This window comes from Halomonas aestuarii (assembly GCF_001886615.1).
Lineage (GTDB): Bacteria > Pseudomonadota > Gammaproteobacteria > Pseudomonadales > Halomonadaceae > Halomonas > Halomonas aestuarii.
The window spans coordinates 1,174,110-1,196,585 of sequence record NZ_CP018139.1; the positions used below are offsets into that span (position 1 = coordinate 1,174,110).

23 protein-coding genes and 1 tRNA gene are annotated in these 22,476 nt (G+C 69.9%); 15 read left to right on the top strand and 9 right to left on the bottom strand.

Annotated features, from left to right (window positions below):
* Positions 1-110: 110 nt before the first annotated feature.
* On the top strand, positions 111-497 hold the full coding sequence (locus BOX17_RS05310; protein WP_071942449.1) for a DUF7079 family protein: 387 nt from the start codon (positions 111-113) through the stop codon (positions 495-497).
* A 120-nt stretch (positions 498-617) separates the two neighbouring features.
* Here the strand turns inward: BOX17_RS05310 and BOX17_RS05315 are convergent, their stop codons facing one another.
* Genes BOX17_RS05315 through BOX17_RS05335 form a run of 5 tightly spaced genes read right to left on the bottom strand, consistent with a single transcriptional unit; the run spans position 618 to position 5,702 of the window.
* A complete protein-coding gene (locus BOX17_RS05315; protein WP_071942452.1) occupies positions 618-1,103 on the bottom strand; it encodes a glutathione peroxidase in 486 nt (161 codons plus the stop codon).
* Between the two features lie 45 nt (positions 1,104-1,148).
* Positions 1,149-3,281, bottom strand: coding sequence for a transglutaminase TgpA family protein (locus BOX17_RS05320; protein WP_071942454.1), 2,133 nt, complete (start codon positions 3,279-3,281; stop codon positions 1,149-1,151).
* On the bottom strand, positions 3,278-4,234 hold the full coding sequence (locus tag BOX17_RS05325; RefSeq protein WP_125925529.1) for a DUF58 domain-containing protein: 957 nt from the start codon (positions 4,232-4,234) through the stop codon (positions 3,278-3,280). Before BOX17_RS05325 ends, BOX17_RS05320 begins: the two co-directional genes overlap by 4 nt.
* Positions 4,231-5,157, bottom strand: a complete 927-nt coding sequence (locus BOX17_RS05330) for an AAA family ATPase (protein ID WP_071942458.1) — start codon at positions 5,155-5,157, stop codon at positions 4,231-4,233. Before BOX17_RS05330 ends, BOX17_RS05325 begins: the two co-directional genes overlap by 4 nt.
* Positions 5,154-5,702, bottom strand: coding sequence for an NUDIX hydrolase (locus tag BOX17_RS05335; RefSeq protein ID WP_071942460.1), 549 nt, complete (start codon positions 5,700-5,702; stop codon positions 5,154-5,156). The genes BOX17_RS05330 and BOX17_RS05335 overlap by 4 nt, the downstream gene beginning before the upstream one ends.
* Positions 5,703-5,823: 121 nt before the next feature.
* Between BOX17_RS05335 and BOX17_RS05340 the strand changes: the two genes are divergently transcribed.
* Positions 5,824-7,500 (top strand): acyl-CoA dehydrogenase family protein, encoded by a 1,677-nt coding sequence (locus BOX17_RS05340; protein WP_071942462.1) that lies wholly within the window; start codon positions 5,824-5,826, stop codon positions 7,498-7,500.
* Here BOX17_RS05340 and BOX17_RS05345 read toward each other — a convergent pair.
* Positions 7,440-8,660, bottom strand: coding sequence for an EAL domain-containing response regulator (locus BOX17_RS05345; RefSeq protein WP_071942464.1), 1,221 nt, complete (start codon positions 8,658-8,660; stop codon positions 7,440-7,442). The two genes, BOX17_RS05340 and BOX17_RS05345, sit on opposite strands and share 61 nt — an antisense overlap.
* A 103-nt stretch (positions 8,661-8,763) precedes the next feature.
* Positions 8,764-9,381, bottom strand: a complete 618-nt coding sequence (locus BOX17_RS05350; RefSeq protein ID WP_071942466.1) for a LysE family translocator — start codon at positions 9,379-9,381, stop codon at positions 8,764-8,766.
* 246 nt (positions 9,382-9,627) lie between these two features.
* Between BOX17_RS05350 and BOX17_RS16935 the strand changes: the two genes are divergently transcribed.
* A complete protein-coding gene (locus BOX17_RS16935) occupies positions 9,628-9,783 on the top strand; it encodes a hypothetical protein (RefSeq protein ID WP_164508625.1) in 156 nt (51 codons plus the stop codon).
* A gap of 203 nt (positions 9,784-9,986) precedes the next feature.
* On the opposite strand, the gene BOX17_RS05355 is transcribed toward BOX17_RS16935, so the two are convergent.
* A tRNA-Leu gene (locus BOX17_RS05355) sits at positions 9,987-10,073 on the bottom strand.
* A gap of 138 nt (positions 10,074-10,211) precedes the next feature.
* Between BOX17_RS05355 and queA the strand changes: the two genes are divergently transcribed.
* From queA to secF, 5 genes are all read left to right on the top strand, one after another.
* Positions 10,212-11,249 (top strand): tRNA preQ1(34) S-adenosylmethionine ribosyltransferase-isomerase QueA, encoded by a 1,038-nt coding sequence (gene queA, locus BOX17_RS05360; protein WP_071942468.1) that lies wholly within the window; start codon positions 10,212-10,214, stop codon positions 11,247-11,249.
* Between the two features lie 81 nt (positions 11,250-11,330).
* On the top strand, positions 11,331-12,449 hold the full coding sequence (gene tgt, locus BOX17_RS05365) for a tRNA guanosine(34) transglycosylase Tgt (protein ID WP_208858114.1): 1,119 nt from the start codon (positions 11,331-11,333) through the stop codon (positions 12,447-12,449).
* A 65-nt stretch (positions 12,450-12,514) separates the two neighbouring features.
* Positions 12,515-12,850 (top strand): preprotein translocase subunit YajC, encoded by a 336-nt coding sequence (gene yajC / locus BOX17_RS05370; protein WP_071942472.1) that lies wholly within the window; start codon positions 12,515-12,517, stop codon positions 12,848-12,850.
* Between the two features lie 156 nt (positions 12,851-13,006).
* Entirely contained in the window at positions 13,007-14,857 is a 1,851-nt protein-coding gene (gene secD / locus BOX17_RS05375; protein WP_071942474.1) for a protein translocase subunit SecD, read from the top strand.
* Between the two features lie 9 nt (positions 14,858-14,866).
* On the top strand, positions 14,867-15,790 hold the full coding sequence (gene secF / locus BOX17_RS05380) for a protein translocase subunit SecF (RefSeq protein WP_071942476.1): 924 nt from the start codon (positions 14,867-14,869) through the stop codon (positions 15,788-15,790).
* Between the two features lie 82 nt (positions 15,791-15,872).
* Here secF and BOX17_RS05385 read toward each other — a convergent pair whose 3' ends face one another.
* Positions 15,873-16,667 (bottom strand): inositol monophosphatase family protein, encoded by a 795-nt coding sequence (locus tag BOX17_RS05385; RefSeq protein WP_071942478.1) that lies wholly within the window; start codon positions 16,665-16,667, stop codon positions 15,873-15,875.
* Between the two features lie 144 nt (positions 16,668-16,811).
* Here BOX17_RS05385 and trmJ point away from each other — a divergent pair, with 144 nt between their 5' ends.
* The 7 genes from trmJ (at position 16,812) to rlmN (ending at position 22,397) form a co-directional block, all read left to right on the top strand.
* Complete coding sequence (gene trmJ / locus BOX17_RS05390) at positions 16,812-17,555, top strand: tRNA (cytosine(32)/uridine(32)-2'-O)-methyltransferase TrmJ (RefSeq protein WP_071942480.1); 744 nt, start codon at positions 16,812-16,814, stop codon at positions 17,553-17,555.
* A 77-nt stretch (positions 17,556-17,632) separates the two neighbouring features.
* Entirely contained in the window at positions 17,633-18,517 is an 885-nt protein-coding gene (cysE, locus tag BOX17_RS05395) for a serine O-acetyltransferase (protein WP_071942482.1), read from the top strand.
* Between the two features lie 82 nt (positions 18,518-18,599).
* Positions 18,600-19,067 (top strand): Fe-S cluster assembly transcription factor, encoded by a 468-nt coding sequence (locus BOX17_RS05400; protein ID WP_071942484.1) that lies wholly within the window; start codon positions 18,600-18,602, stop codon positions 19,065-19,067.
* A gap of 41 nt (positions 19,068-19,108) precedes the next feature.
* The gene (locus tag BOX17_RS05405; protein ID WP_071942486.1) at positions 19,109-20,266 is read left to right on the top strand and encodes an IscS subfamily cysteine desulfurase; all 1,158 of its coding nucleotides are present in this window, start codon (positions 19,109-19,111) and stop codon (positions 20,264-20,266) included.
* 25 nt (positions 20,267-20,291) lie between these two features.
* A complete protein-coding gene (locus tag BOX17_RS05410; protein WP_071942488.1) occupies positions 20,292-20,618 on the top strand; it encodes a HesB/IscA family protein in 327 nt (108 codons plus the stop codon).
* 164 nt (positions 20,619-20,782) lie between these two features.
* Positions 20,783-21,208 carry a nucleoside-diphosphate kinase gene (gene ndk / locus BOX17_RS05415; RefSeq protein WP_071942490.1) on the top strand — a complete coding sequence of 142 codons (426 nt, stop codon included), beginning with the start codon at positions 20,783-20,785 and terminating at the stop codon, positions 21,206-21,208.
* Between the two features lie 61 nt (positions 21,209-21,269).
* Positions 21,270-22,397: a dual-specificity RNA methyltransferase RlmN gene (gene rlmN / locus BOX17_RS05420; RefSeq protein ID WP_071942492.1), complete on the top strand. Its 1,128-nt coding sequence runs from the start codon at positions 21,270-21,272 to the stop codon at positions 22,395-22,397.
* Positions 22,398-22,476: the final 79 nt, after the last annotated feature.

Sequence of the window (22,476 nt, forward strand, 5' to 3'; positions counted from 1 at the left end):
GTGGGGCACATTCTAGCGGCCCCGAGGCCGGCTGTCCGCCCTTGAGGCCCCGGCACGGCTGGTGCAGGATGCCTGCGTGGCCCGAGCGGCAAACCTGCAGGAGAGAATGGATGGATGCGCAGACCCTGGTCGATGAGCGCGGCGAGCTGTGGCTCGCGCTGGCGCCGCTGTGGCTCGAGCGCGAGCCTCGCGAGACCGACTACGCCCGCATGGTCGACGAGATCCAGCGCCACGACCTCAGCCTGCGCGAACTGGAGTGGGTCTTCCGCCTGGAGCTCGCCCCGGTGATGGCCCGCCATCAGCTGTCGGTGGCCGGCGAGTGGCGTGCGTTCGACGACTATCGCCTGATGCAGCAGCTGGTGTCCCACAACCTGAGGCTCAAGGGCTGGCGGCGCAAGAGCTGGGCGCTGTTCTCGGGGCTGACCACCATGATGACCCGCCACCGCTGGAACGAGCTGATGGGCCGGGTGATGGTCGCGCGCGGCGAGACGCCCTGACTGCGCGGGATGACCCGACTCGGCCATGGGGCTGAAACGAGCCGATGGGGCGGGTGATGGTCGCGCGCGGCGAGACGCCCTGAGCCACGCCCTCCCGGGACGGCAGCTGCCGCCCCGCGATCAGGGCTCGTCCAGGGCCTTCTCCAGCGCCTCGCGGAGCTCCGCCTCGCCATCGCGAGGGGAAAACCGGCGGATCACCCGACCATCCCGGCCAACCAGGAACTTGGTGAAGTTCCACTTGATCATGCTGGTGCCCAGCACGCCCGGCGCCTGGCGCTTGAGCTCGACGAAGAGGGGATGGGCGCCACCGCCGTTGACCCGGACCTTCTCCATCAGCGGGAAGGAGACGCCGTGCTCGTGCTCCGCGAAGCGGCAGAAATCCAGAGCCGATTCCGGCGACTGGCGGGCGAACTGGTTGCAGGGGAAGCCCAGCACGGTGAAGCCGCGGTCGCGATAGCGAACGTAGAGATGCTCGAGGTCCCTCAACTGAGGCGTGAAGCCGCACTGGCTGGCCACATTGACGATCAGCAACACCTGGCCACGCAGGGCGCGAAGGTTGAAGGGCTCGCCGCTCTGGGTGCGGCATTCATGGTCATGGATGGACATGGATCAGGCTCGCTCTCGGTATTCCTACGATGACACGCCGCCCCATCAGGCGCCAGCCCTGCCCCTGCCTCGCCGCGGCCTCGGCAGGCGCCGGCGAACCTCGGCCACCCGCCTCGCCAGCCGGCGACGACGCGCGGCGCGCTCGGGCGCCTCGAGCGGGGCGTAGGCCAGCCGTTCGAGGTCATGGGCACAGTCGTTGAGCGCCCGGCCCGCGGGCCCGGCTTCGGGGGCGATGCGCCGCAGATGGGCGGCCGGCGACTCCCCGGGCCGGGCCGCCAGGCCACGGCCGGCCAGCCAGGCCTGCAGGATGCCCACCAGCCGTCGCTCGTCATGCTGCAGCTGCCATCGGCGAAGGCCCAGGCGCGCCAACAGGGCGAGCCCCGCGGCCAGGACCAGCGTGGCCGCCAGGCCAAGCGCGGTGGTCAGCACGCTGTGCCCCGGCAAGAGGGTGTCCAGCCGCGCCCAGGTCTCGCGCCACCAGTCGGCCAGCCGCGCCATCAGGGCGCGTCGGGACTCGCGCTGGAAGCCGACCACCCCGCGCTGCCAGCGATATTCCAGCCGCTCCCATCCCAGCCGCAGGCCGTTCACCCAGCCGACCTCGCGCATGCGCAGCGCAGAGAAGCGGGCATCGGCGAGGAAGGCATCGGCCCCCTCCTCGACCGCCTGGGCGCCCCGCTCGATGCGCTCCGGGGCGATGACTGCCGTGGGATCCAGGCGCCGCCAGCCACCCTCTCGCCAGACCTCCACCCAGGCATGGGCATCATAGTCGCGCACAGTGAAGTGTCCATCCGGATGCCGCTCGCCGCCCAGGAAGCCGGCCACCACCCGCGCCGGGATGCCCGCCATGCGGGCCATCACGGCGGCCGCCGAGGCGTAGTGGCTGCAGTAGCCGGCCTGGCTGTCGAACAGGAAGTCGTCGACGCGATGCTCGCCGACGAGCCGGGGCGGCGAGAGCGTGTAGCGATAAGGCGCCTCCCCGAAGCGGGCCATCATCGCGTCGAGATAGGCATCCGGGTCCCGGCCACTCTCCCGCCAGAGTCGCTGGGCCAGGGCCCGGGTGCGCGGGTTGGCCTCCACCGGCAGCAGGCGGTGCCACCTCGATCCGGCCGGGTCCGCATAGGCCGGCGGCGCCCCGCTGCTGTCGAGCCGCAGCAGGCTGCGCGAGCTCAGCGCGGCCAACCCCTCCAGGGTGCCGTCGGCCAGGTAGCGCTGGGGAGTCTCGGCGGCGAGCGGCGTGCCCAGGGAGGGCCGCCAGGGACGGCTGTCCGGCTCCAGCAGCAGCTCGACGCTGAAGCGGGCGGTCTCCGGCGACTGCCAGGGGGAGCGCGCTCCCGCGCCGACGAAGGCCTCGACGGGGCGCTCCAGGGTCGCGGCCAGCTGGTCGGGCGTGGCACGAGACCAGCGGATGCCATCGAAGTGCGACAGGGTATAGACCCGCCAGTAGCGCTCGCCGGGGCTGGGCTCGGGGCCCTCGAAGCTCGCCCGGAAGGCCCGCTCGGCGCTGCGCGAAAGCTCGGCGATGTCGCCGGGGGAGATCGAGTCGGTCAGACCGGTGGAGGCCCGGTCCATCTGCGGCATGCTCCACAGCGGCCCCAGGCGCGGGAAGGCGACGAACAGCAGCGCCATCAGCGGGGCCGACAGCGCCAGCAGCCAGGCCGTCTCCCGCCATGTCTGGCGAAGGCGGCTGCCGCCGGCGAGCCAGACCAGCGACTGCAGCAGCCAGGCCAGCGCCAGCAGCGCCCCGGCGGCCATGGGGATCCCCTGGTCGTGCAGGAAGGCCACGGTCGTGGCCACCAGGCCGATCGCCACCACGACCCGGGCATCCCGTCGGTCCTGGGTCTCGAGCAGCTTGAGCAGGTAGACGCCGAGCAGCAGGCCGATCAGGGCGTCCATGCTGCCCAGGGTGCCGAACTGCAGCCACAGCGCCAGCACCAGGCCACCGACGGCGACCAGCCGCAGCACCACCCCGGCCCGGGGCAGGCGACTGCGCAACTGCAGGTAGCGGTAGCCGGCCACCGCCAGCGCCAGGGCCACCAGCCAGGCGGGCATCCAGGCCAGGTGCAGGGCCAGCACCAGGCACTGGCCGATGAACAGCTGGCGCAGCATGCCACCGCCCAGGCGCCGACCATCGGCCAGCAGGGCCGGGGCCGCGACCCTGGCGGGGCGACGCTCGCTCATCGCCCGGCCTCCCGGGGCGTCGCGGGGAAACGGGCCAGCGCATCCAGCGCCCGGCGGCGCTGGCTGTCGCCCTCCCCCTGGGCCAGGGTAAGCCCCGGCAGCCGAAGGCCGTAGCGGTCCCCGGCGCGATGGTGCGCCAGCACCCGGCCACAGAGCACCGAGAGGCGACGCTCCGGGTCGCCGCGACAGGCATCGTAGTCGAGCCACAGCTGACGGCGGGGCGGCACGCTGAACACCTTGGTGGCGAGCACCCCGGTGCGACTCCACTGCTTCCAGGCCACCTGGCCCGGGCTGTCACCGGAGTGGAAACGGCGCAGCCCGGCGAAGTCGCCGGCCTCCAGGCCGACGCCGCCGTGCCGAACGGCCGGCTCGTCCTCCTCCAGGGGGCGGGGCCAGACCAGCAGCTCGGCATCGTGGCTCACCCAGGCCACCACCCGGACGAGGCCCAGCGGCCAGCGGGTCTCGACCCGCAGCCAGGGCAGTCCGACGAGGCCGCGCCGGGGGGTCGGCAAGGCCAGCTCGGCCTCGCCGACGCCATCGACGATGTCCAGTCGCCCACAGGCGCCATCGCAATGGAGGTCGAGGGCCGTGCGCGGCCGGCGGGCCCGCAGCACCACGCCGAGGCGCACCTCGCCACCCGCGAAGGCCTCGCGGGGCAGGCGCAGCGCGGGCGTGACGCCCAGCAGATTGAGCCAGCCCCGCAGCAGGGCCACCACGCCGATGCTGAACAGCCAGAAGGCCAGCACGTAGGCCAGGTTGTTCTGGTAGTTGATGCCGAACAGCAGGAGCACGATCACCAGGGCCGCCCAACCCAGGCCGAAGCGGGTGGGAATCAGGAACAGCCGCCGCTGGGGCAGGGGCGCCTCCAGCGGGGTGGCCAGGCGACGCCGCCACCAGCGACGCAACCGTTCACGGCGGCGCGCGCTGGGCGTCGCCCCGGCCGCCATGCTCACCCCATCACCGGCACGCGGGTCAGCAGGTGGCGCGCCAGGACCTCGCCTTCCTCACGCGGTCCGCTGCTGAGCCGGTGGCCCGTCACCGGCACCCACACCGCCTGGATGTCCTCGGGCAGCACGTGGTCGCGTCCCTCGAGCAGTGCCCAGCCACGCGCCGCCTGGAGCAGGGCGAGTACGCCGCGGGTGGACAGCCCCCAGGCCAGCTCGGGGTGCTCGCGGCTGGCCGCGGCCAGCGCCTGCACGTAGTCGAGCAGCGCATCGGCCACGTGGATGCCATCCAGTCGCGCCTGCCAGGCCCGCAGCCGCTCGGCGTCGAGCAGCACCGGCAGCGAGGCGAGCCGCACCCGGCCGGCCTGGCCACGCAGGATCTCGCGCTCGGCCCGAGGGTCCGGGTAGCCCAGCGAGAGACGCATCAGGAAGCGGTCGAGCTGCGACTCCGGCAGGGCGAAGGTGCCGGCCTGCTCCTGGGGGTTCTGGGTGGCGATGACGAAGAAGGGATCCGGCAGCGCACGGGTCTCGCCCTCCACGCTCACCCGCCCCTCCTCCATGGCCTCGAGCAGCGCGCTCTGGGTCTTGGGGGTGGCCCGGTTGATCTCGTCGGCAAGCACCAGCCCGTGGAAGATCGGCCCGGGATGGAACCGGAAGCTCCCCTCGCGCGGGTCGAAGACCGATACCCCGAGCACGTCGGCGGGCAGCAGGTCGCTGGTGAACTGCAGGCGCTGCATGTCTAGCCCGGTGACCCGTGCCAGGGCCTGGGCCATCGTGGTCTTGCCGAGCCCGGGCAGGTCCTCGATCAGCAGGTGACCGTGGGCCAGAAGGCAGCAGAGGGCCAGGCGCACCTCCCGGGACTTGCCGAGCACCACGCCCTCGAGGGCGGCGAGCACCGCATCCAGGTCATCGAGCTGGGCCGGCCGGTTCATGGGCCGACCTCCAGCTCGCCCTCGGCCCGCAGGGCCTGCACCGCCTGGCGGGTATCCGGGGTGATCCCGTCCAGGGCCAGGGCCTCGTCGGGCGACAGCCAGAAGGCGTCGGCCACCTCATCGGCCTGCAGGGTCAGCGGTCCGTCGTGGTCGACCAGGAAGACGCTGCCGAAGATATGATTGCCGCCCTCGGCATGGACGAACTCCAGCACGTGACGCAGCGGCACGCCGCGGATGCCGAGCTCCTCGGCCAGCTCGCGACGCGCCGCCACGTGGACCGCCTCGCCGGCGCCCACCACGCCGCCGGCGGCGAGGTCCAGGCCGCCCGGAAAGACCTCCTTGGTCAGGGTGCGGCGCTGCACGCAGAGCTCGCCGCGGGTGTTGCGTACCACGATGTAGGTGGCCCGGTGCCAGAAGCGAAAGCGGCGCATGGCGACCCGGGGCGCACTGCCGCAGGGCCGGTTGCGGGTATCCACCAGCTGGATCTGCTCATCGGCGATATGCGGCTCGGGCGGGTCGCCGGCCTGGGAAGGGGTCGCGGTCATGGGGGACTCCCGAGGAAATGTCATCAGACTAACCAGTCGCGGCGGCAGCGTCACGCCGCGCGTTGACCGCCTGCGGGGCGGGGACCATGCTCAGGTCAGGCCTCTCCTGCGGAGCCCGACCATGCCCGACGCCCCTGCCCGCTCCCGGCTGGCCACCCACGAGGTGACCAACCAGCCCGCCCCTCCGGACGATCGCGACCTCCTCGCCGGGGACACGCCCCTTATGGAGGCCCTGGCCCGCGAGGCCCCGGACTGGGTGGCCAGGCGCCTCGCGCCCCTGGGCCGAGAGGCCGGCAGCGCCGAGGTCCAGGCCCTGGGCGAGGCCGCCAATCGACATCCGCCGGAGCTGCGCCTGTTCGACCGTCACGGCCGACGCCTCGACGAGGTGAGCTACCACCCGGCCTACCATGCGCTGATGCGCCTGGCCATCGACCATGGCTGGCACGCCGTGGCCTGGCAGGAGGAGGGGCGCGGTGGCCATCAGGCCCATGTCGCCGCCCTCTACCTGCTGACCCAGGCCGAGCCCGGCTTCTGCTGCCCGATCACCATGACCCACGCCGCCATGCCGGTGCTTCGCCAGTCGCCTGCCCTCGAGGCACACTGGGGGCCGGGCCTGCTGGCCTGGGACTACGACCCGCGCGTGCTGCCGGCGATGGAGAAGACCGGCCTGACCTTCGGCATGGCGATGACCGAAAAGCAGGGTGGCAGCGACGTGAGGGCCAATTCCACGCGAGCCGAACCCCTCGCCACCACTCGCGCCGAGTGCTCGGGGGATGGCTGGCGCCTGACGGGGCACAAGTGGTTCTGCAGCGCCCCCATGTCCGACGCCTTCCTGACCCTCGCCCAGACCGACGAGGGCCTCTCCTGCTTCCTGGTGCCGCGCTTCACGCCCGAAGGCGAGCGCAACGCCATCGAGTTGCAGCGCCTCAAGGACAAGTGCGGCAACCGCGCCAATGCCTCGGCGGAGATCGAGTACCGCGGCGCCTGGGCCGAGCCGGTGGGCGAGCCCGGGCGCGGCATCGCCACCATCCTCGAGATGGTCCAGCAGACGCGGCTCGATGCCGCCACGGCCCCGGTGGGCATGATGCGCCAGGCCCTGGTGGAGGCCTGGCGACATGTCCGGGAGCGTCACGCCTTCGGACGTGCCCTGGCCGACCAGCCGCTCATGCGGGTGCTGCTGGCCGACATGGCCCTGGAGGTGGAGGCCGGCCTGGCGCTCTCGATGCGCACCGCCCGGGCCTTCGACGGCGCCGCCCGCGGCGACGCGGACGAGGCCGCCCTGGCCCGCCTGCTGCCGACCCTGGCCAAGTACTGGCACAACAAGCGCACGCCCGCGTTCATGGCCGAGGCCATGGAGTGCCTGGGCGGCATCGGCTACGTGGAGGAGGCCCCGCTGGCCCGGCTCTACCGCGAGGCGCCGGTCAGCTCGATCTGGGAGGGGTCGGGAAACGTGATCTGCCTGGACCTGCTGCGGGTGCTGGCGCGCCATCCGGCGTCGCTGGAGGCCGTACGGGCGGAGCTGGCCCCGGCGCGCGGTCGGCTGGCCGAGCTCGACCGCGCGCTGGCAAGGCTGGACGCGGACCTGGTGGCCTCCCCCGAGGCCCTCGAGCCTCGTGCCCGCTGGCTGGCCCAGCGGTTGGCCCAGTGCCTTCAGGCCGCCCTGCTGCTGCGCCACGGACCGGCGGACGTGGCCGAGACCTTCTGTCGCTCGCGACTGGGCGAGGAGGCTGGCCCGGCCTACGGGGTGCTGCCGAGCGATGCCCCGCTGACATCGCTGCTGGCACGGATCGGCGACTGAGCGCCGGCCAGCGCCAGGACCTCCGCGGCGGGCATGGGGCGCGCCAGGCCGAAGCCCTGCACGTGGGTACAGCCGAAGCGCTCCAGGGGAGCCAGGCAGGCGAGGTCCTCGACCCCCTCGGCCACCACCCGGATGCCAAGCCGACGCCCCAGCAGCGCCACCGCCTCGACGATGGCAGCATCCTGAGGGTCATCGAGCAGGCGACTGACGAAGCTGCGGTCGACCTTGAGTTCGCTGATCGGCAGCAGCTGCAGTCGAGCCAGCGACGAGAAGCCCACCCCGAAGTCATCCACCGAGACCTCCAGGCCACTGAGGTGCAGCCGGGCCGCAACCTCGCTGCCCAGGAGCTCGTTCTCCATGGCGGCGGTCTCGGTGATCTCCAGCACCACCGGCGCCTCGCCGGAGGAGTCGCGGCCCTCGCTGACCAGCGACAGCAGGTCCGGGCACATCAGGTCATCGGCGGAGACGTTGACCGACAGCGACAGGGACAGGCCGGCCTGACGCCAGCACGCCGCATCCTCCAGCGCGAGCTGCAGGACGCGACGAGTGAGATGGCGGTTCTGGTCCGGCGTCAGCAGGGGCAGGAAGCGGCCCGGCACCAGCAGCCCCGCCTCGGGATGGGCCCAGCGCACCAGCGCCTCGACACCGCTGAGGCGCCCCGTGGCGAGCTCGAACTGGGGCTGGTAGTAGAGCGTGATCTCCTGGCGGGCGAAGGCCTGGTCCAGCTCGTCGATGCGGCAGGGATGCAGGGCATCGGGCTTGTCGTTCGGCCTCTGGCCCTCGAGACGCTGGCGCAGCTCGATCAGCCGCATCGGCTTGTCCAGCGAGACCAGCATCTGCAGCCCCAGGGCCTGACCCAGCCGCTCGGCGATGCGCACGATCTTGCGCTCCACGCCGCTGAGCAGCAGGACCTGGCCGCGGTAGCCACATTCGGCGAGCCGACGCAGCGTGGAGAAGCCGTCCTGCTGGCCGAACTCGAGGGCCATGATGACCAGTTGAGGGCGACGCGCCATGACCTCACCGATCAGGTGCTGGCCATGGCGACAGTGGCGAGATTCCATGCCCAGGGTGCGCAGCTGCAGGGAAAGGGTGGCGGCGGCGTCGGGGTCCTCCTCGAGGACCACCGCCAACCGTGAGGCCTGCATCGTCAGATCGTTCATCCAGAGTGGCTCCGGCCAGGAGACTGATACTGTCTCTCAGACTATCAGCAAAACGGCTGGGCCACAGAGATTAACGAGCCCTGATAGGTATCAACGCTGACGGTCAGACAATAGGACCAGCCGCCACCCTCAGCGCCAGTGCCAGAAGCAGCACCCCGGTAATGCGATTGAGCCAGTGGGCCCGCGCCTGCAGCCAGGGCAGCACCCGCGAGTGGGAGAGGCCCAGGGCCACCAGCACGTACCAGCCGCCGTCGATGATCATCGCCGTGAGCACCACGACCGCCTTGGCCGCCAGGCTCATGTCGGGGGTCACGAACTGGCTGAGCAGCGCGATGAAGAAGAGGATCAGCTTGGGGTTACCCAGGGCCACCAGCATCCCCTCGCGGGCCGCCTGGCGACGGCTGGTGGCCATGCCGGTGGCGTGGAGGGCGCCCGCCCTTCCGGCCCTCAGGGCCTTGATGCCGAGCCACGCCAGGTAGGCGGCCCCGGCCCAGGTGATGGCCTGGAACAGCATCGGGAAGCGCACGATCAGCGCCCCCAGCCCCCAGACCGTCAGCAGGGCATAGAGGCCCACGCCCAGGGCATGGGCGAGGGCCGCCGACACCCCCGGGAGACGCCCGCCGCCCAGGGTGTGGCGAAGCACCAGGGCCAGGCTCGGACCGGGCGACATGGCCCCCATGGCGCAGACCGCGGCCAGGGAGAGCCAGAGGGAAAACGGCATTCGAAGATCTCCGGTATCTGAGTTGTCGTGCCCTCGGCGATCACACGGGCCCTGCTGGAGGCCGTCAACACGACTGGTCCGCCTTTCGGGGCGGCCAACGAAAACAGCCCTTCGCCGGAAGAGGGGCGAAAGACTGTGATCGCCACACTGTACGACATCCGGTGACGAGGCAACAGCCTCACGGGGGCTGCAGGACCCGCGAGCGCAACGCTACACTGTCGGCACTCCTGCACTGAGAGGCTGCCCATGTCGGTCCGGACCCTTGCCATCGCCCTGCTGATCCTCGGCGCCCTGCTGCCCATCCTCGGCTGGCAGACCGCCAGCCCCGTTGGCTTCGTGGGGCCTGCGCTGCTGCTGCTCGGCGCCCTGCTCCTCTGGACGCGAAAGCGGCATGGGCGATGAGGGCACCGAGGAAGAGGCCACCCCGGACGGCCTGAGCCGCCTGCTGGCATGAATCCAGCAGGCCGGATGCCGCAGCCAGGATACCCGCGCCGACCGAGCGGGCACGCGAAAGGCTCGAGACGAGGGTCTCGACGGCGACAGCAGGTACAGAGGGAGTGCGCTGGGAGGTATCCGCGAGGAGGGAACCGCGTGGGCTGATGCCATGGTACCGGCGGTCGGACTCGAACCGACAAGCACTTGCGTGCGGCGGATTTTGAATCCGCTGCGTCTACCAATTCCGCCACGCCGGCAACGCGAGGGCATTATACGTGGGCACCGGGGCAGGTCAATCGGCCGGCTGACTTCCCTGCCGCGAGACGGTATCCTAGCGGGCTTTGCGCGGCTCGCGGAGCTGCCCTGACGCCCCCTGATCCGGACCGGAACCGCCCATGCAGCGTGCCGACTTCCACTACGAGCTCCCCGAGGAGCTGATCGCCCGCTACCCCTCCGAGCAGCGCAGCGACTGCCGCCTGCTGTGCGTCGACGGCGAGAGCGGAGCGCTGGCCCACCGCCGCTTCACCGACCTGGTCGAGCTGCTCGAACCCGGCGACCTGCTGGTCTTCAACGACACCCGGGTGATTCCCGCCCGCCTGCATGGCCAGAAGGACAGCGGCGGCCGGGTGGAGATGCTGCTCGAGCGCCCGCTGGATGCCCACCGGGGCCTGGCGCACCTGCGCTCGAGCAAGTCGCCGAAGCCCGGCACCGAGCTGATCTTCGAGGGGGGCATCCGGGCCGTGGTGGAGGGACGCCGCGAGGCGCTCTTCGAGCTGCGCTTCCTGGGCGAGACGCCGCTGATCAGCCTGCTGGAGCAGCACGGCCACATGCCGCTGCCCCCCTACATCACCCGCGAGGACGAGCTGGCCGACCGGGAACGCTACCAGACCGTCTATGCGCGTCGCGACGGGGCCGTGGCTGCGCCCACCGCCGGGCTGCACTTCGACGAGCCACTGCTGGCGGCCCTGGCCGAGAAGGGCGTGGAGAGTGCCTTCGTCACCCTGCACGTGGGCGCCGGCACTTTCCAGCCGGTGCGCGCCGACGACATCCGCGAGCATCAGATGCACAGCGAGTGGATCGAGGTGACGGAAGAGGCCTGCGAGCAGGTCCGCCAGGCCAGGGCCGCCGGCCGCCGGGTGATCGCCGTGGGCACCACCAGCGTGCGCTGCCTCGAATCGGCCTGCCTGAAGAGCCCCGACGGGGAGATCGCCGCCTTCAGCGGCGAGACCGACATCTTCATCTACCCCGGCTACGCGTGGCGCTGCGTCGATGCGCTGGTGACCAACTTCCATCTGCCGGAATCGACCCTGCTGATGCTGGTGTCGTCCTTTGCCGGCTTTGATACGACGATGGCGGCCTACCGGTCGGCGGTGGCCGAACGCTATGCCTTCTTCAGCTATGGCGACGCCATGTTCCTGGAACGCGCGCCCTGACCCGCCCCCCCGTGCGCCCGGCCCCGAGACGCCGGGCCTGCCCCTAGACGCAACGAGATTCCCATGCGCAAAGACAGCTTCATGACATTCGAGCGCCTGGCCGGCGACGGTCGGGCCCGGCGCGGCCGGCTGACCTTCCCCCGGGGCACGGTGGAGACCCCCGCCTTCATGCCGGTGGGCACCTACGGCACCGTCAAGGGCATGACGCCCCAGTCGGTGAAGGAGATCGGCGCCGAGATCATCCTCGGCAACACCTTCCACCTCTGGCTGCGCCCCGGCACCGAGGTAATCGAGGAGCACGGCGACCTCCACGACTTCGCCCAGTGGGACAAGCCGATCCTCACCGACTCCGGCGGCTTCCAGGTCTTCTCGCTCGGCGCCATGCGCAAGATCACCGAGCAGGGCGTGCACTTCCGCTCGCCGGTCGACGGTTCCAAGGTCTTCATGGGGCCTGAGGAATCCATGGCGGTGCAGCGCTCGCTGGGCTCGGACGTGGTGATGATCTTCGACGAGTGCACGCCCTACCCGGCCACCCATGACGAGGCCAAGCGCTCGATGGAGATGTCGCTGCGCTGGGCCAAGCGCTCCCGCGACGCCCACGGCGATTCGCCCTCGGCGCTGTTCGGCATCATCCAGGGCGGCATGTACCCGGACCTGCGCGAGGCCTCGCTCAAGGGCCTCGACGAGATCGGCTTCGATGGCTATGCGATCGGCGGGCTGTCGGTGGGCGAGCCCAAGGAGGAGATGATCAAGGTGCTCGACTACCTGCCCGAGTGGATGCCGGTCGACAAGCCGCGCTACCTGATGGGCGTGGGCAAGCCCGAGGACCTGGTCGAGGGCGTGCGCCGCGGCGTCGACATGTTCGACTGCGTGATGCCCACCCGCAACGGGCGCAACGGCCACCTCTTCACTGCCGAAGGCACGGTCAAGATCCGCAACGCCAGGCACCGCCACGACACCCGGCCGCTGGAGGAGGGCTGCGACTGCTACACCTGCCAGCACTTCTCGCGCAGCTACCTTCACCACCTCGATCGCTGCGGCGAGATGCTCGGCTCGATGCTCAATACCATCCATAACCTGCGCCATTATCAGCGCCTGATGGCTGGTTTGCGCGGTGCCATCGAAGCGGGTACATTGGCGAACTTCGTGGAAGGCTTCTATACGCAGCGCGGTCTGCCGGTTCCTCCCGCACCGAATTGACCCATGGCCGGCCCGTCGGGTCGGTCATTCATATCCCGCTTACATCACCCAGGAGATCGTCATACATGCTGGACTTCTTCATTTCCCCGGCCATGGCCCAGGATGCCGCCGCCCCCGGTGGCGGTATCGCCCAGATCGTCATGCTGGTCGGCTTCGTGGCCATCTTTTACTTCCTGCTGTGGCGCCCCCAGGCCAAGCGCGCCAAGCAGCACAAGCAGCTGATCGGCAACCTCTCCAAGGGTGACGAGATCGTCATCGGCGGTGGCATGCTCGGCCGCATCACCAAGGTGAGCGACGACAGCGAGTTCCTGAGCATGGAGATCGCCGAAGGCACCGAGGTCAGCGTTCAGAAGAACGCCGTGGCCGCCGTCCTGCCCAAGGGCACCATCAAGTCCATCTGACCCGGGTGCCTATCGCCCTCGCCGCCGGCCATCCCTGACCGCGGCGGGGTCTCCCTGCGGCCGGTGCGGCGGGAGCCGCGCGACCGGCTCCCGCCGCACCGGCCGCCTTGTCGCCTCGTCAGCCTCCAACGTCCGTAACCTGAGGACAGGGCCCCCATGCTCAACCGTTACCCCCTGTGGAAGTATCTGCTGATACTCGTCGTCCTCCTCGCCGGCCTGATCTACTCCCTCCCCAACCTCTTCCCCGAGGACCCGGCAGTCCAGATCAGCAGCGAGCGGGGCGACGCCACCATCGACGAGCGCCAGCTCGACCGCATCCGCCAGAGCCTCGACGAGGCCGGCATCGAGATCACCGACGCCGAGCGTGAGGCGAATCGCGTGCTGATCCGCCTCGACAACGCCGACGACCAGATCAAGGCCCGTGACCGTATCGCCGAGCTCCTGGGCAGCGACTACGTGGTCGCGCTGAACCTGGCCGAATCGACCCCGGAATGGCTCCAGTCGCTCTCCGCCTCGCCGATGACCCTCGGCCTCGACCTGCGCGGGGGCGTCCACTTCCTGCTCGAGGTCGACATGGAGGCCGCCCTGACCCAGCGTCTCGAGGTCAACGCCAGCGCCATGCGCGAGCAGCTGCGTGACGAGCGGATCCGCTACCGCGACACCCAGATCGAGGGACGCACCGTCTCCATGGCCTTCGCCAATGCGGAGGATCGTGACGAGGCGCGTCGCCTGATCGGCCGCGAATTCCCGGAGTTCACCTACGAAAGCGAAGGGGACGATCGGGGCGCCCGGCTGGTCATGACCATGAACGACCAGGCCGTGGACGAGCTTCAGGACTACGCCATCAACCAGAACCTCACGACCCTGCGCAACCGGGTCAACGAGTTGGGCGTGGCCGAGCCGCTGGTGCAGCGCCAGGGACCGGACCGGATCGTGGTGGAGCTGCCCGGCGTCCAGGACACCGTGGCCGCCAAGCGCATCGTGGGCGCCACCGCCAATCTCGAGTTCCGCCTCGAGGCGCGCCCGGACACCCCGAACAACGAGACGGAAGCCTTCCCCTTCCGCAACAACGAGTCGCGCCGCGCCGACCTGATGCGCGATGTGATCATCACCGGCGACAGCGTCTCGAACGCCAACCACAGTTTCGACGAGAACGGCCGGCCGCAGGTCAACATCGACCTGGACGGCACCGGCGGCACTCTGATGAACCGGGCCACCCGGACCAACATCGGCCGCAACATGGCCGTGCTGTTCATCGAGCACAAGACCCGCGAGACCACCCGGATGGTGGACGGCGAGGAGGTCGTCGAGCGCGACCCCTACACCGAGCGGGGCATCATCAGCCTGGCCACCATACAGAGTGCCCTGGGCAACAGCTTCCGCATCACCGGGCTCGACTCGCCCACCGAGGCGGCGGAGCTCGCCCTGCTGCTGCGTTCGGGCTCGCTGGCCGCGCCGATCTACTTCGCCCAGGAACGTACCATCGGGCCGAGCCTCGGCGCCGAGAACATCGAGCGCGGCGTGCTCTCGGTGCAGATCGGCCTGCTGCTGGTGGTGCTGTTCATGCTGGCGCGCTACAAGGTGTTCGGGATCTTCGCCAACGTCGCCCTGGCGCTCAACCTGACCCTGCTGGTGGCCGCCATGTCGATGCTCGGGGCCACCCTGACGCTGCCCGGCATCGCCGGCATCGTGCTGACCCTGGGCATGGCGGTGGACGCCAACGTGCTGATCTTCGAGCGCATCCGCGAGGAGCTGCGCACCGGGCTCTCGGTGCAGCAGGCCATCCACGCCGGCTATGAGCGGGCCTTCACCTCGATCGTCGATGCCAACATCACCACCCTGCTGGTGGCGCTGATCCTGTTCTCGATCGGCACCGGGCCGGTCAAGGGCTTCGCCGTGACGCTGTCGCTGGGCATCCTGACCTCGCTGTTCACCGCCCTGCTGGTGACCCGCGCCATGGTCAACCTGTGCTACGGCGGCAAGCCCATCAAGAAGCTCTGGATTTAAGAGGTGCCTATGAAATCCCTGATACAACGAGAGTTCGACTTCATGGGCAAGCGCCGGATCGCCTTTGCGATCTCGGCGGCGATGCTGCTGGCCTCGGTCGTTTCGATGCTGCTGCTGGGGCTCAACCTGGGCCTCGACTTCACCGGCGGCACCCTGGTCGAGGTCCGCTTCGCCACCGCGCCGGCGCTGGAGACGGTGCGCCAGGCCCTGGAGGGCGCCGGCTTCCAGGATGTCGCGGTGCAGACCTTCGGCGCATCGACCGAGGTGCTGATCCGCCTGCAGCAGGCCTTCGAGGCCGGCGTCGGCGACCAGATAGTGGGGCTGCTGCAGGACGCCGGCAACGACGTCTCACTGGTGCGCGCCGAGTTCGTGGGCGCCCAGGTCGGCGACCAGCTGCGCGACCAGAGCGGCATGGGCATGCTGGTGGCACTCGGCATCGTGATGCTCTACGTGGCGGCGCGCTTCCAGTACAAGTTCGCCGTGGGCGCCCTGCTGGCCCTGCTGCACGACGTCATCATCGTGGTCGGCGCCTTCGCGCTGTTCGGCTTCGAGTTCGACCTCACCGTTCTGGCGGCGATCCTGGCGGTGATCGGCTACTCGCTCAACGACACCATCGTGGTCTACGACCGCATCCGCGAGAACATCCGCAAGTCGCGGATCGACGACATGCCGACCATCTTCAACGAGTCCATCAACCAGACCCTGTCGCGCACCCTGGCGACCTCCGGCACCACCCTGCTGGTGCTGCTGGCGCTGGTGGTCCTCGGCGGCGACATGATCCACTACTTCGCGGTGGCCCTGATCCTCGGCGTGGTGGTCGGGACCTTCTCGTCCATCTACGTGGCCGCGGCCCTGCTGCTGCCGCTCAAGCTGCAGCGCGAGGACCTGATCCCGGCGAAGAAGGAAGACCCGGAGGCCGAGGAGCTGCCCTGACGGCGACCCGGCATCCCCTGAAACGAGAACGCCCCCGCAGCCAGGCTGCGGGGGCGTTCTCGTTGTGGCGGAGCGCGAGGGCTCAGAAGTGCGGCTTGAGCTGCTGCACCAGGGCCTTGTAGAGGCGCGGACCGGCGGCCATCAGGCGGCCCTCGACCTCGACGCTCGGCTGGCCGTCGGGGGTCCCCATCAGCGCGCCGCTCTCCTTGAGCAGCAGCGAGCCGACGTGGAGGTCCTGTTCCTCGAGGCCCAGCACGAAGGCGGCATCCGCCCGGCCCGCGGCCAGCTCGGCCATGTCGAGCAATCCGCTGCCGGAGGCGCGCTGCTGTTCGACCTGCGGACCGAGCTGCTGGACCAGGGTCAGGTAGGAGGGCAGGAAGCGGGCGCGCAGCCAGGTCTCGGGCAGGCCCATGGCGATCCGGGTGCCGGTCACGGCGGTGCTCTTGGTCACGCGGATGCGCTTGCCGTTGAGCTGTGCGCCGCGGCCGCGGCTGGCCAGGTATTCGTCATCGCTGAAGGGGCAGATCACCACCGCATGCTCCGGGCGGCCCTTGACGAGACAGACCACCGACAGCGCGAAGCCGGGAGCGGCGACGCTGAGGTTGGAGTAGCCGTGGAAGGGTTCGATCTTCCAGAGGGTGTCGGCGCCCTCGCCCTCGCCGGCGCGGTGAGGCGTGAAGCGACCCTCGATACCGTGTTGCGGGTAGCCGCGGGAGAGCTGACGAGCGATCAGCGTCTCGGCGTTGCGGGCGGCGTCCTCGAGCAGGCGGTCGAGGTTGTGCTCCTGGTGGGAGTTCTCGATTCGCTCGCGGATGCGCAGGAACTGTTCGCCGGCACTGCGCGCGGCGCGCAGTGCGAATTGGACCATCGGATGCATGATCGGGCCTTGGGGAGTCGGTGGTGTTAAAGAACGGAACGGCGCGAATCCTAGCAGACCCGCGCCGGATGCGCCATTCGTGGCCACCGGCCGGCATGGTAGAATCCCAGGCCCTCGTCTCTTCCAGGATCCACAGGCCCCACCATGCTCGAGCGCATCCGCATCGTCCTGATCGGCACCAGCCACCCCGGCAACATCGGCGGCACCGCCCGCGCCATGCACAACATGGGCCTTTCCGACCTGGCCCTGGTGGCGCCGCGCTGCGAGCCGCTCACCGCCGACACCGTCTCGCGCGCGTCTGGGGCCGACCATATCGTCCACGGGGCCCGCACGGTCGAGACCCTCGAGCAGGCGGTGACCGATTGCACCCTGGTGGTGGGAGCCAGCGCCCGCTCGCGCACCCTGCCCTGGCCGATGATCACCCCCCGGGAGCTGGGCGACCGGCTCCCCGCGGAACTGGCCGCCCCGGACGCCCGCGTGGCGCTGGTCTTCGGCCGCGAGGACAGCGGCCTCACCAATGCCGAGCTGCAGCGCTGCCATGCCCATGTGCACATCCCCACCAACCCCGACTTCAGCTCGCTGAACCTGGCCGCCGCGGTGCAGGTGCTGGCCTACGAGTGCCGACAGGCCTGGCTGGAGCCGTCCGCCATGGAGGCACCGCCGAGCCAGCCGCTGGCCAGCCATGAGGAGCTCGAGCACTATTTCGAGCACCTGGAGCGCGCCCTCATCGCCATCGGCTTCCACGACCCGGCCACGCCGCGTCAGCTGATGGCCCGGCTGCGGCGGTTCACCCTGCGGGCGCGGCCCGAGCGCATGGAGCTCAATATCCTGCGCGGCATCCTCACCGCCACCGAGCAGCAGGCCGAGCGGCGACGGGACGATGACTGACGCGCCTTGAAGCCGCCCCCGCGCGCCCCCACTATGGAGATCATTCCCCTTTCGCCACGCCACCCAAGGACCGCTGCATGCTCAAACGTCTGCGCGAGGACATCAACAGCGTATTCGCCCGCGACCCGGCGGCACGCAACTTCCTGGAAGTGCTGACCAACTACCCGGGGCTGCATGCCTTGCTGGCCCACCGGCTGAGTCACTGGCTGTGGCAGAAGAACCTGAAGTGGCTGGCGCGCACCCTGTCGCAGCTGTTTCGCGTGCTCACCGGCATCGAGATCCACCCCGGGGCGACGATCGGCCGGCGCTTCTTCATCGACCACGGCATGGGGGTGGTGATCGGCGAGACCGCCGAGGTGGGTGACGACGTCACCCTCTACCAGGGCGTGACCCTCGGCGGCACCAGCTGGAACAAGGGAAAGCGCCATCCGACCCTGGAGGACGGCGTGATCGTCGGCGCGGGCGCCAAGATCCTCGGCCCCTTCACCGTGGGCACGGGGGCCAAGATCGGCTCCAACGCCGTGGTCACCAAGGAGGTGCCCGCCGGCGCCACCGTGGTCGGCATCCCGGGCAAGATCATCCAGCGCACCGAGCCCGACGACGCAGAGACGGTCGAGGTGGACCCCGAGCGCCGCGAGGCGATGCGCCGCAAGTTCGGCTTCGACGCCTACGGGGTGAGCCAGGACATGCCCGACCCGGTGGCCCGCTCGATCCAGGCGATGCTCGACCACATGCACGCCGTGGACGAACGCATCGAGCGCATGTGCACGACCCTGCGCAAGGTCGATGCCAGCTATCGCGATGGTCGCCTGCCGGAGCTTCGCGACGAGGACTTCGCCGACATCCTCGCCGACGTGGACAGCTGCTGCCCGCCCCCGGAGGAGGAGAGGAACGTGGCCGCGGACTCGCCGGACCGCAGGGAGGTCGATGCCGGCGCCTCCCCTCGCCGGCGCAATGGTTGACCAGGATACTGGGTCTTTACCATAATGGCCGATCACGTTCATTGACTGCCGACCCGCGCGTCGCTGCCGAGGTGAGTTCCTCATGCGCCTGACCACCAAGGGACGCTACGCCGTCACCGCCATGCTCGACCTGGCGATGAATGCCGAGACCGGCCCCATCAGCCTCGCCGACATCTCCAAGCGCCAGGAGATCTCGCTCTCCTACCTGGAGCAACTGTTCGCGCGACTCCGCCGCGCCGGCCTGGTGGACAGCGTCCGCGGCCCGGGCGGCGGCTACCTGCTGGCCCTGGCCCCGGAGGCCATCACCGTGGCCAGGGTCATCGAGGCCGTCAACGAATCGGTGGATTCCACCCGCTGCGGCGGCCTGTCGGACTGCCAGCAGGGCGACACCTGCCTGACCCACCACCTGTGGTGCGAGCTGTCCGACCACATCCACGGCTTCCTGCGGGAGGTCACCCTGGGCCAGCTGGCCGAGCGCGGGGAGATCCAGGCGATCGCCAGCCGCCAGCGCGGCCCGCGGGACGACGGCATCCTGGCCTCGACCACCTGAGCCACCGTCCCCGTCACCCAATCGGAACCGACCGCGAGCCCATGAGCGCACCCGTCTACCTCGATTATGCCGCCACCACCCCCGTCGACCCGCGGGTCGCCGAGGTGATGAGCCGATACCTCACCATGGACGGCATCTTCGCCAACCCCGCCTCGCGCAGCCACATGCTGGGCTGGCAGGCGGAGCAGGCCGTGGAGAGCGCTCGCCGCCAGGTCGCCGACCTGATCGGCGCCGACCCCCGCGAGATCGTCTGGACCAGCGGCGCCACCGAGGCCGACAACCTGGCGCTGACCGGCTTCATGCGGGCCAATCGCGCCCGGGGACGCCACCTGGTGACCTCCATCATCGAGCACAAGGCCGTGGTCGACACCGCCGCGGCGCTGGAGGACGAGGGCTTCGAGGTGACCTGGCTCAGGCCGGATCGCCAGGGGCGCATCACGCCGGCGCAGCTTCGCGAGGCCATGCGGGACGACACCGTGCTGGTGTCGCTGATGGCCGTGAACAACGAGCTTGGCGTCATCCACGACCTGGCGGCGCTGGCCGAGGAGGCCCATGCCGGCGGCGCAGTCTTCCATACGGATGCCGCCCAGGCGGTGGGCCGCATGCCGCTGGACGTGGCGCGGCTCGGCATCGACCTGATGTCGCTCTCCGGCCACAAGGCCTACGGCCCCAAGGGCATCGGCGCCCTCTATGTCAGGCGCAGCCCCGACCTGCGCCTGGAGGCACTGATCCACGGCGGCGGTCACGAGCGCGGCATGCGCTCGGGCACCCTGGCCACCCACCAGATCGCCGGCATGGGCGAGGCCTTCGCCCTGGCCGCCGCCGAGGGCGAGGACGACCAGGCCCGCATCACCGCACTGCGCGACCGCCTGCTGGCCGGGTTCGACGACCTCGAGGGCATTCACCGCAACACCGCGGTGGAGGCGTCGGTTCCCAATATCCTCAACCTGGCCTTCGAGGGCGTGGAGGGCGAGTCGCTGCTCATGGCGCTGCGCGACGTCGCGCTCTCCACCGGCTCGGCATGCAACTCCGCGAGCGTCGAGCCATCCTATGTCCTGAAGGGCATCGGCCTGCCGCGCCCGCTGGCGCTGGCCTCGCTACGCTTCAGCTTCGGCCGCTTCACCACCGAGGCCGACATCGACCGCACACTGGATGCCCTGCGACACGCCCTGGACGGGCTGCGTCGCCGGGCGGTCTGACCCCATCCCGATCAGGAGAGAGACCATGGCGCATCTTTCGATCACCACTGCCGCCGCCGAGCAGATCCACCGGGTGCTCGACGAGCGCGGCCACGGCCTTGGCCTGCGGGTCTCGGTCAAGCCCAGCGGCTGCTCCGGCTACAGCTACGTGCTCGACTTCGCCGATGAGGCCGCCAACGACGACGTGTCCTTCGAGGAGCATGGCGTGACCGTCTTCGTGGCCCCCGAGGCCCTGGAGATGCTCGACGGCAGCGAGGTCGACTATGTCACGGAGGGGCTCAACCGCTTCTTCCGTTTCAACAACCCCAACGTCAAGGACGAGTGCGGCTGCGGCGAGAGCTTCAGCGTCTGAACGATTGTTCAACGCCGCCCCGGAGCGTTATACTCCCCGACCCATCGGCGAACAGTGCCGAACCGATTGATCCTATTCGCCGCGCCGCCCCGCGCTCCCGACAGCGGAGCCACGGGCGGCGCGGCGCTATCCATCGACCCCCATCCAACCGGAGACATGCCCCCATGGCCAACCAGCGCACCCTGTCCATCATCAAGCCCGATGCCGTCGCCAAGAACGTGATCGGCGAGATCGAGAGCCGTTTTGAGAAGGGCGGCCTGAAGATCGTGGCCGCCAAGATGCTGCAACTCTCCGAGGAGAAGGCCGGCGGCTTCTATGCCGAGCACAAGGAGCGTCCCTTCTTCAAGGACCTGGTCGGCTTCATGACCTCCGGCCCGGTGATCGTGCAGGTGCTCGAGGGCGAGGACGCCATCGCCAAGAACCGTGACCTGATGGGCGCCACCAACCCCAAGGAAGCGGCCGCCGGCACCATCCGCGCCGATTTCGCCGAGACCATCGACGCCAATGCCGTCCACGGCTCCGATTCCCCGGAATCCGCCGAGCGCGAGATCGCCTACTTCTTCGAGGCCGACGAGATCTGCTCGCGCTGATCCCGTCTCTCCCGCGGGGGTGGTCCCACCCCCGCCCTGCCCCACCGACGCGCTGACCACCATGACCGCCACCACTGCTCCCCGACTCACCAACCTGCTCGGCATGACGCGCGAGGAGATGGAAGCCTTCTTCCTCTCCATCGGCGAGAAGAAGTTCCGTGCCGCCCAGGTGATGAAGTGGATCCATATCGAGGGCTGCGACGACTTCGCGGCCATGACCAACCTGTCCAAGGCGCTGCGTTCCCGCCTGGCCGAGGTCGCCGAGATCCGCGGCCCGGGCGTGGTCTACGAGGGCTCCTCCAGCGACGGCACCCGCAAGTGGGTGCTCGAAGTGGAGGACGGCAGCTACGTGGAGACGGTGCTGATCCCTGCCGACAACGGCAAGCGACGCACCCTGTGCGTCTCTTCCCAGGTGGGCTGCTCGCTGGACTGCAGCTTCTGCTCCACCGGCAAGCAGGGCTTCCAGCGCAACCTCACCGCCGCCGAGATCATCGGCCAGGTGTGGGTGGCCCAGCGCAGCGTGGGGCCGCGTCGCGACACCGCCAACCGCCCCGTCACCAACGTGGTGATGATGGGCATGGGCGAGCCACTGCTGAACTACGATGCCGTCGTGCCGGCGATGAAGCTGATGCTGGACGACGACGGTTACGGCCTCTCGAAGCGGCGGGTCACGCTCTCCACCTCCGGGGTGGTGCCGATGATCGACAAGCTCGGCGACGAACTCGACGTGAGTCTGGCCATCTCGCTGCATGCCGCCAACGACGAGCTGCGCAACGAGCTGGTGCCGCTCAACCGCAAGTACAACATCCGCACCCTGCTGGATGCCTGCCACCGCTACCTGGCCAAGTGCCACGACACGCGGATGGTGACCATCGAGTACACGGTGATCAAGGACGTCAACGACCAGCAGGAGCATGCCGAGCAGCTCGCCGCCCTGCTCGAGGAGCTGCCGTGCAAGATCAACCTGATCCCGTTCAACCCGTTCCCGCATTCGGGCTACGAGAAGCCGTCGCGGAACCAGGTGATGCGCTTCCAGCAGTGGCTCTACGAACTCGGCTACACGGCCCCGATCCGTTCCACCCGCGGTGACGATATCGATGCCGCCTGCGGCCAGCTGGTGGGCCGCGTCAAGGATCGCACCAAGCGCCACGCCCGCTATATCCAGTCGATCCAGATCGACGCCGACTGACCGGAGGGCGCCTTGACTTCAACCGGTCCCGGCGCTTTGATGGACGGGCCTTTTTTCACCGCCGGCCGCATATCGAACG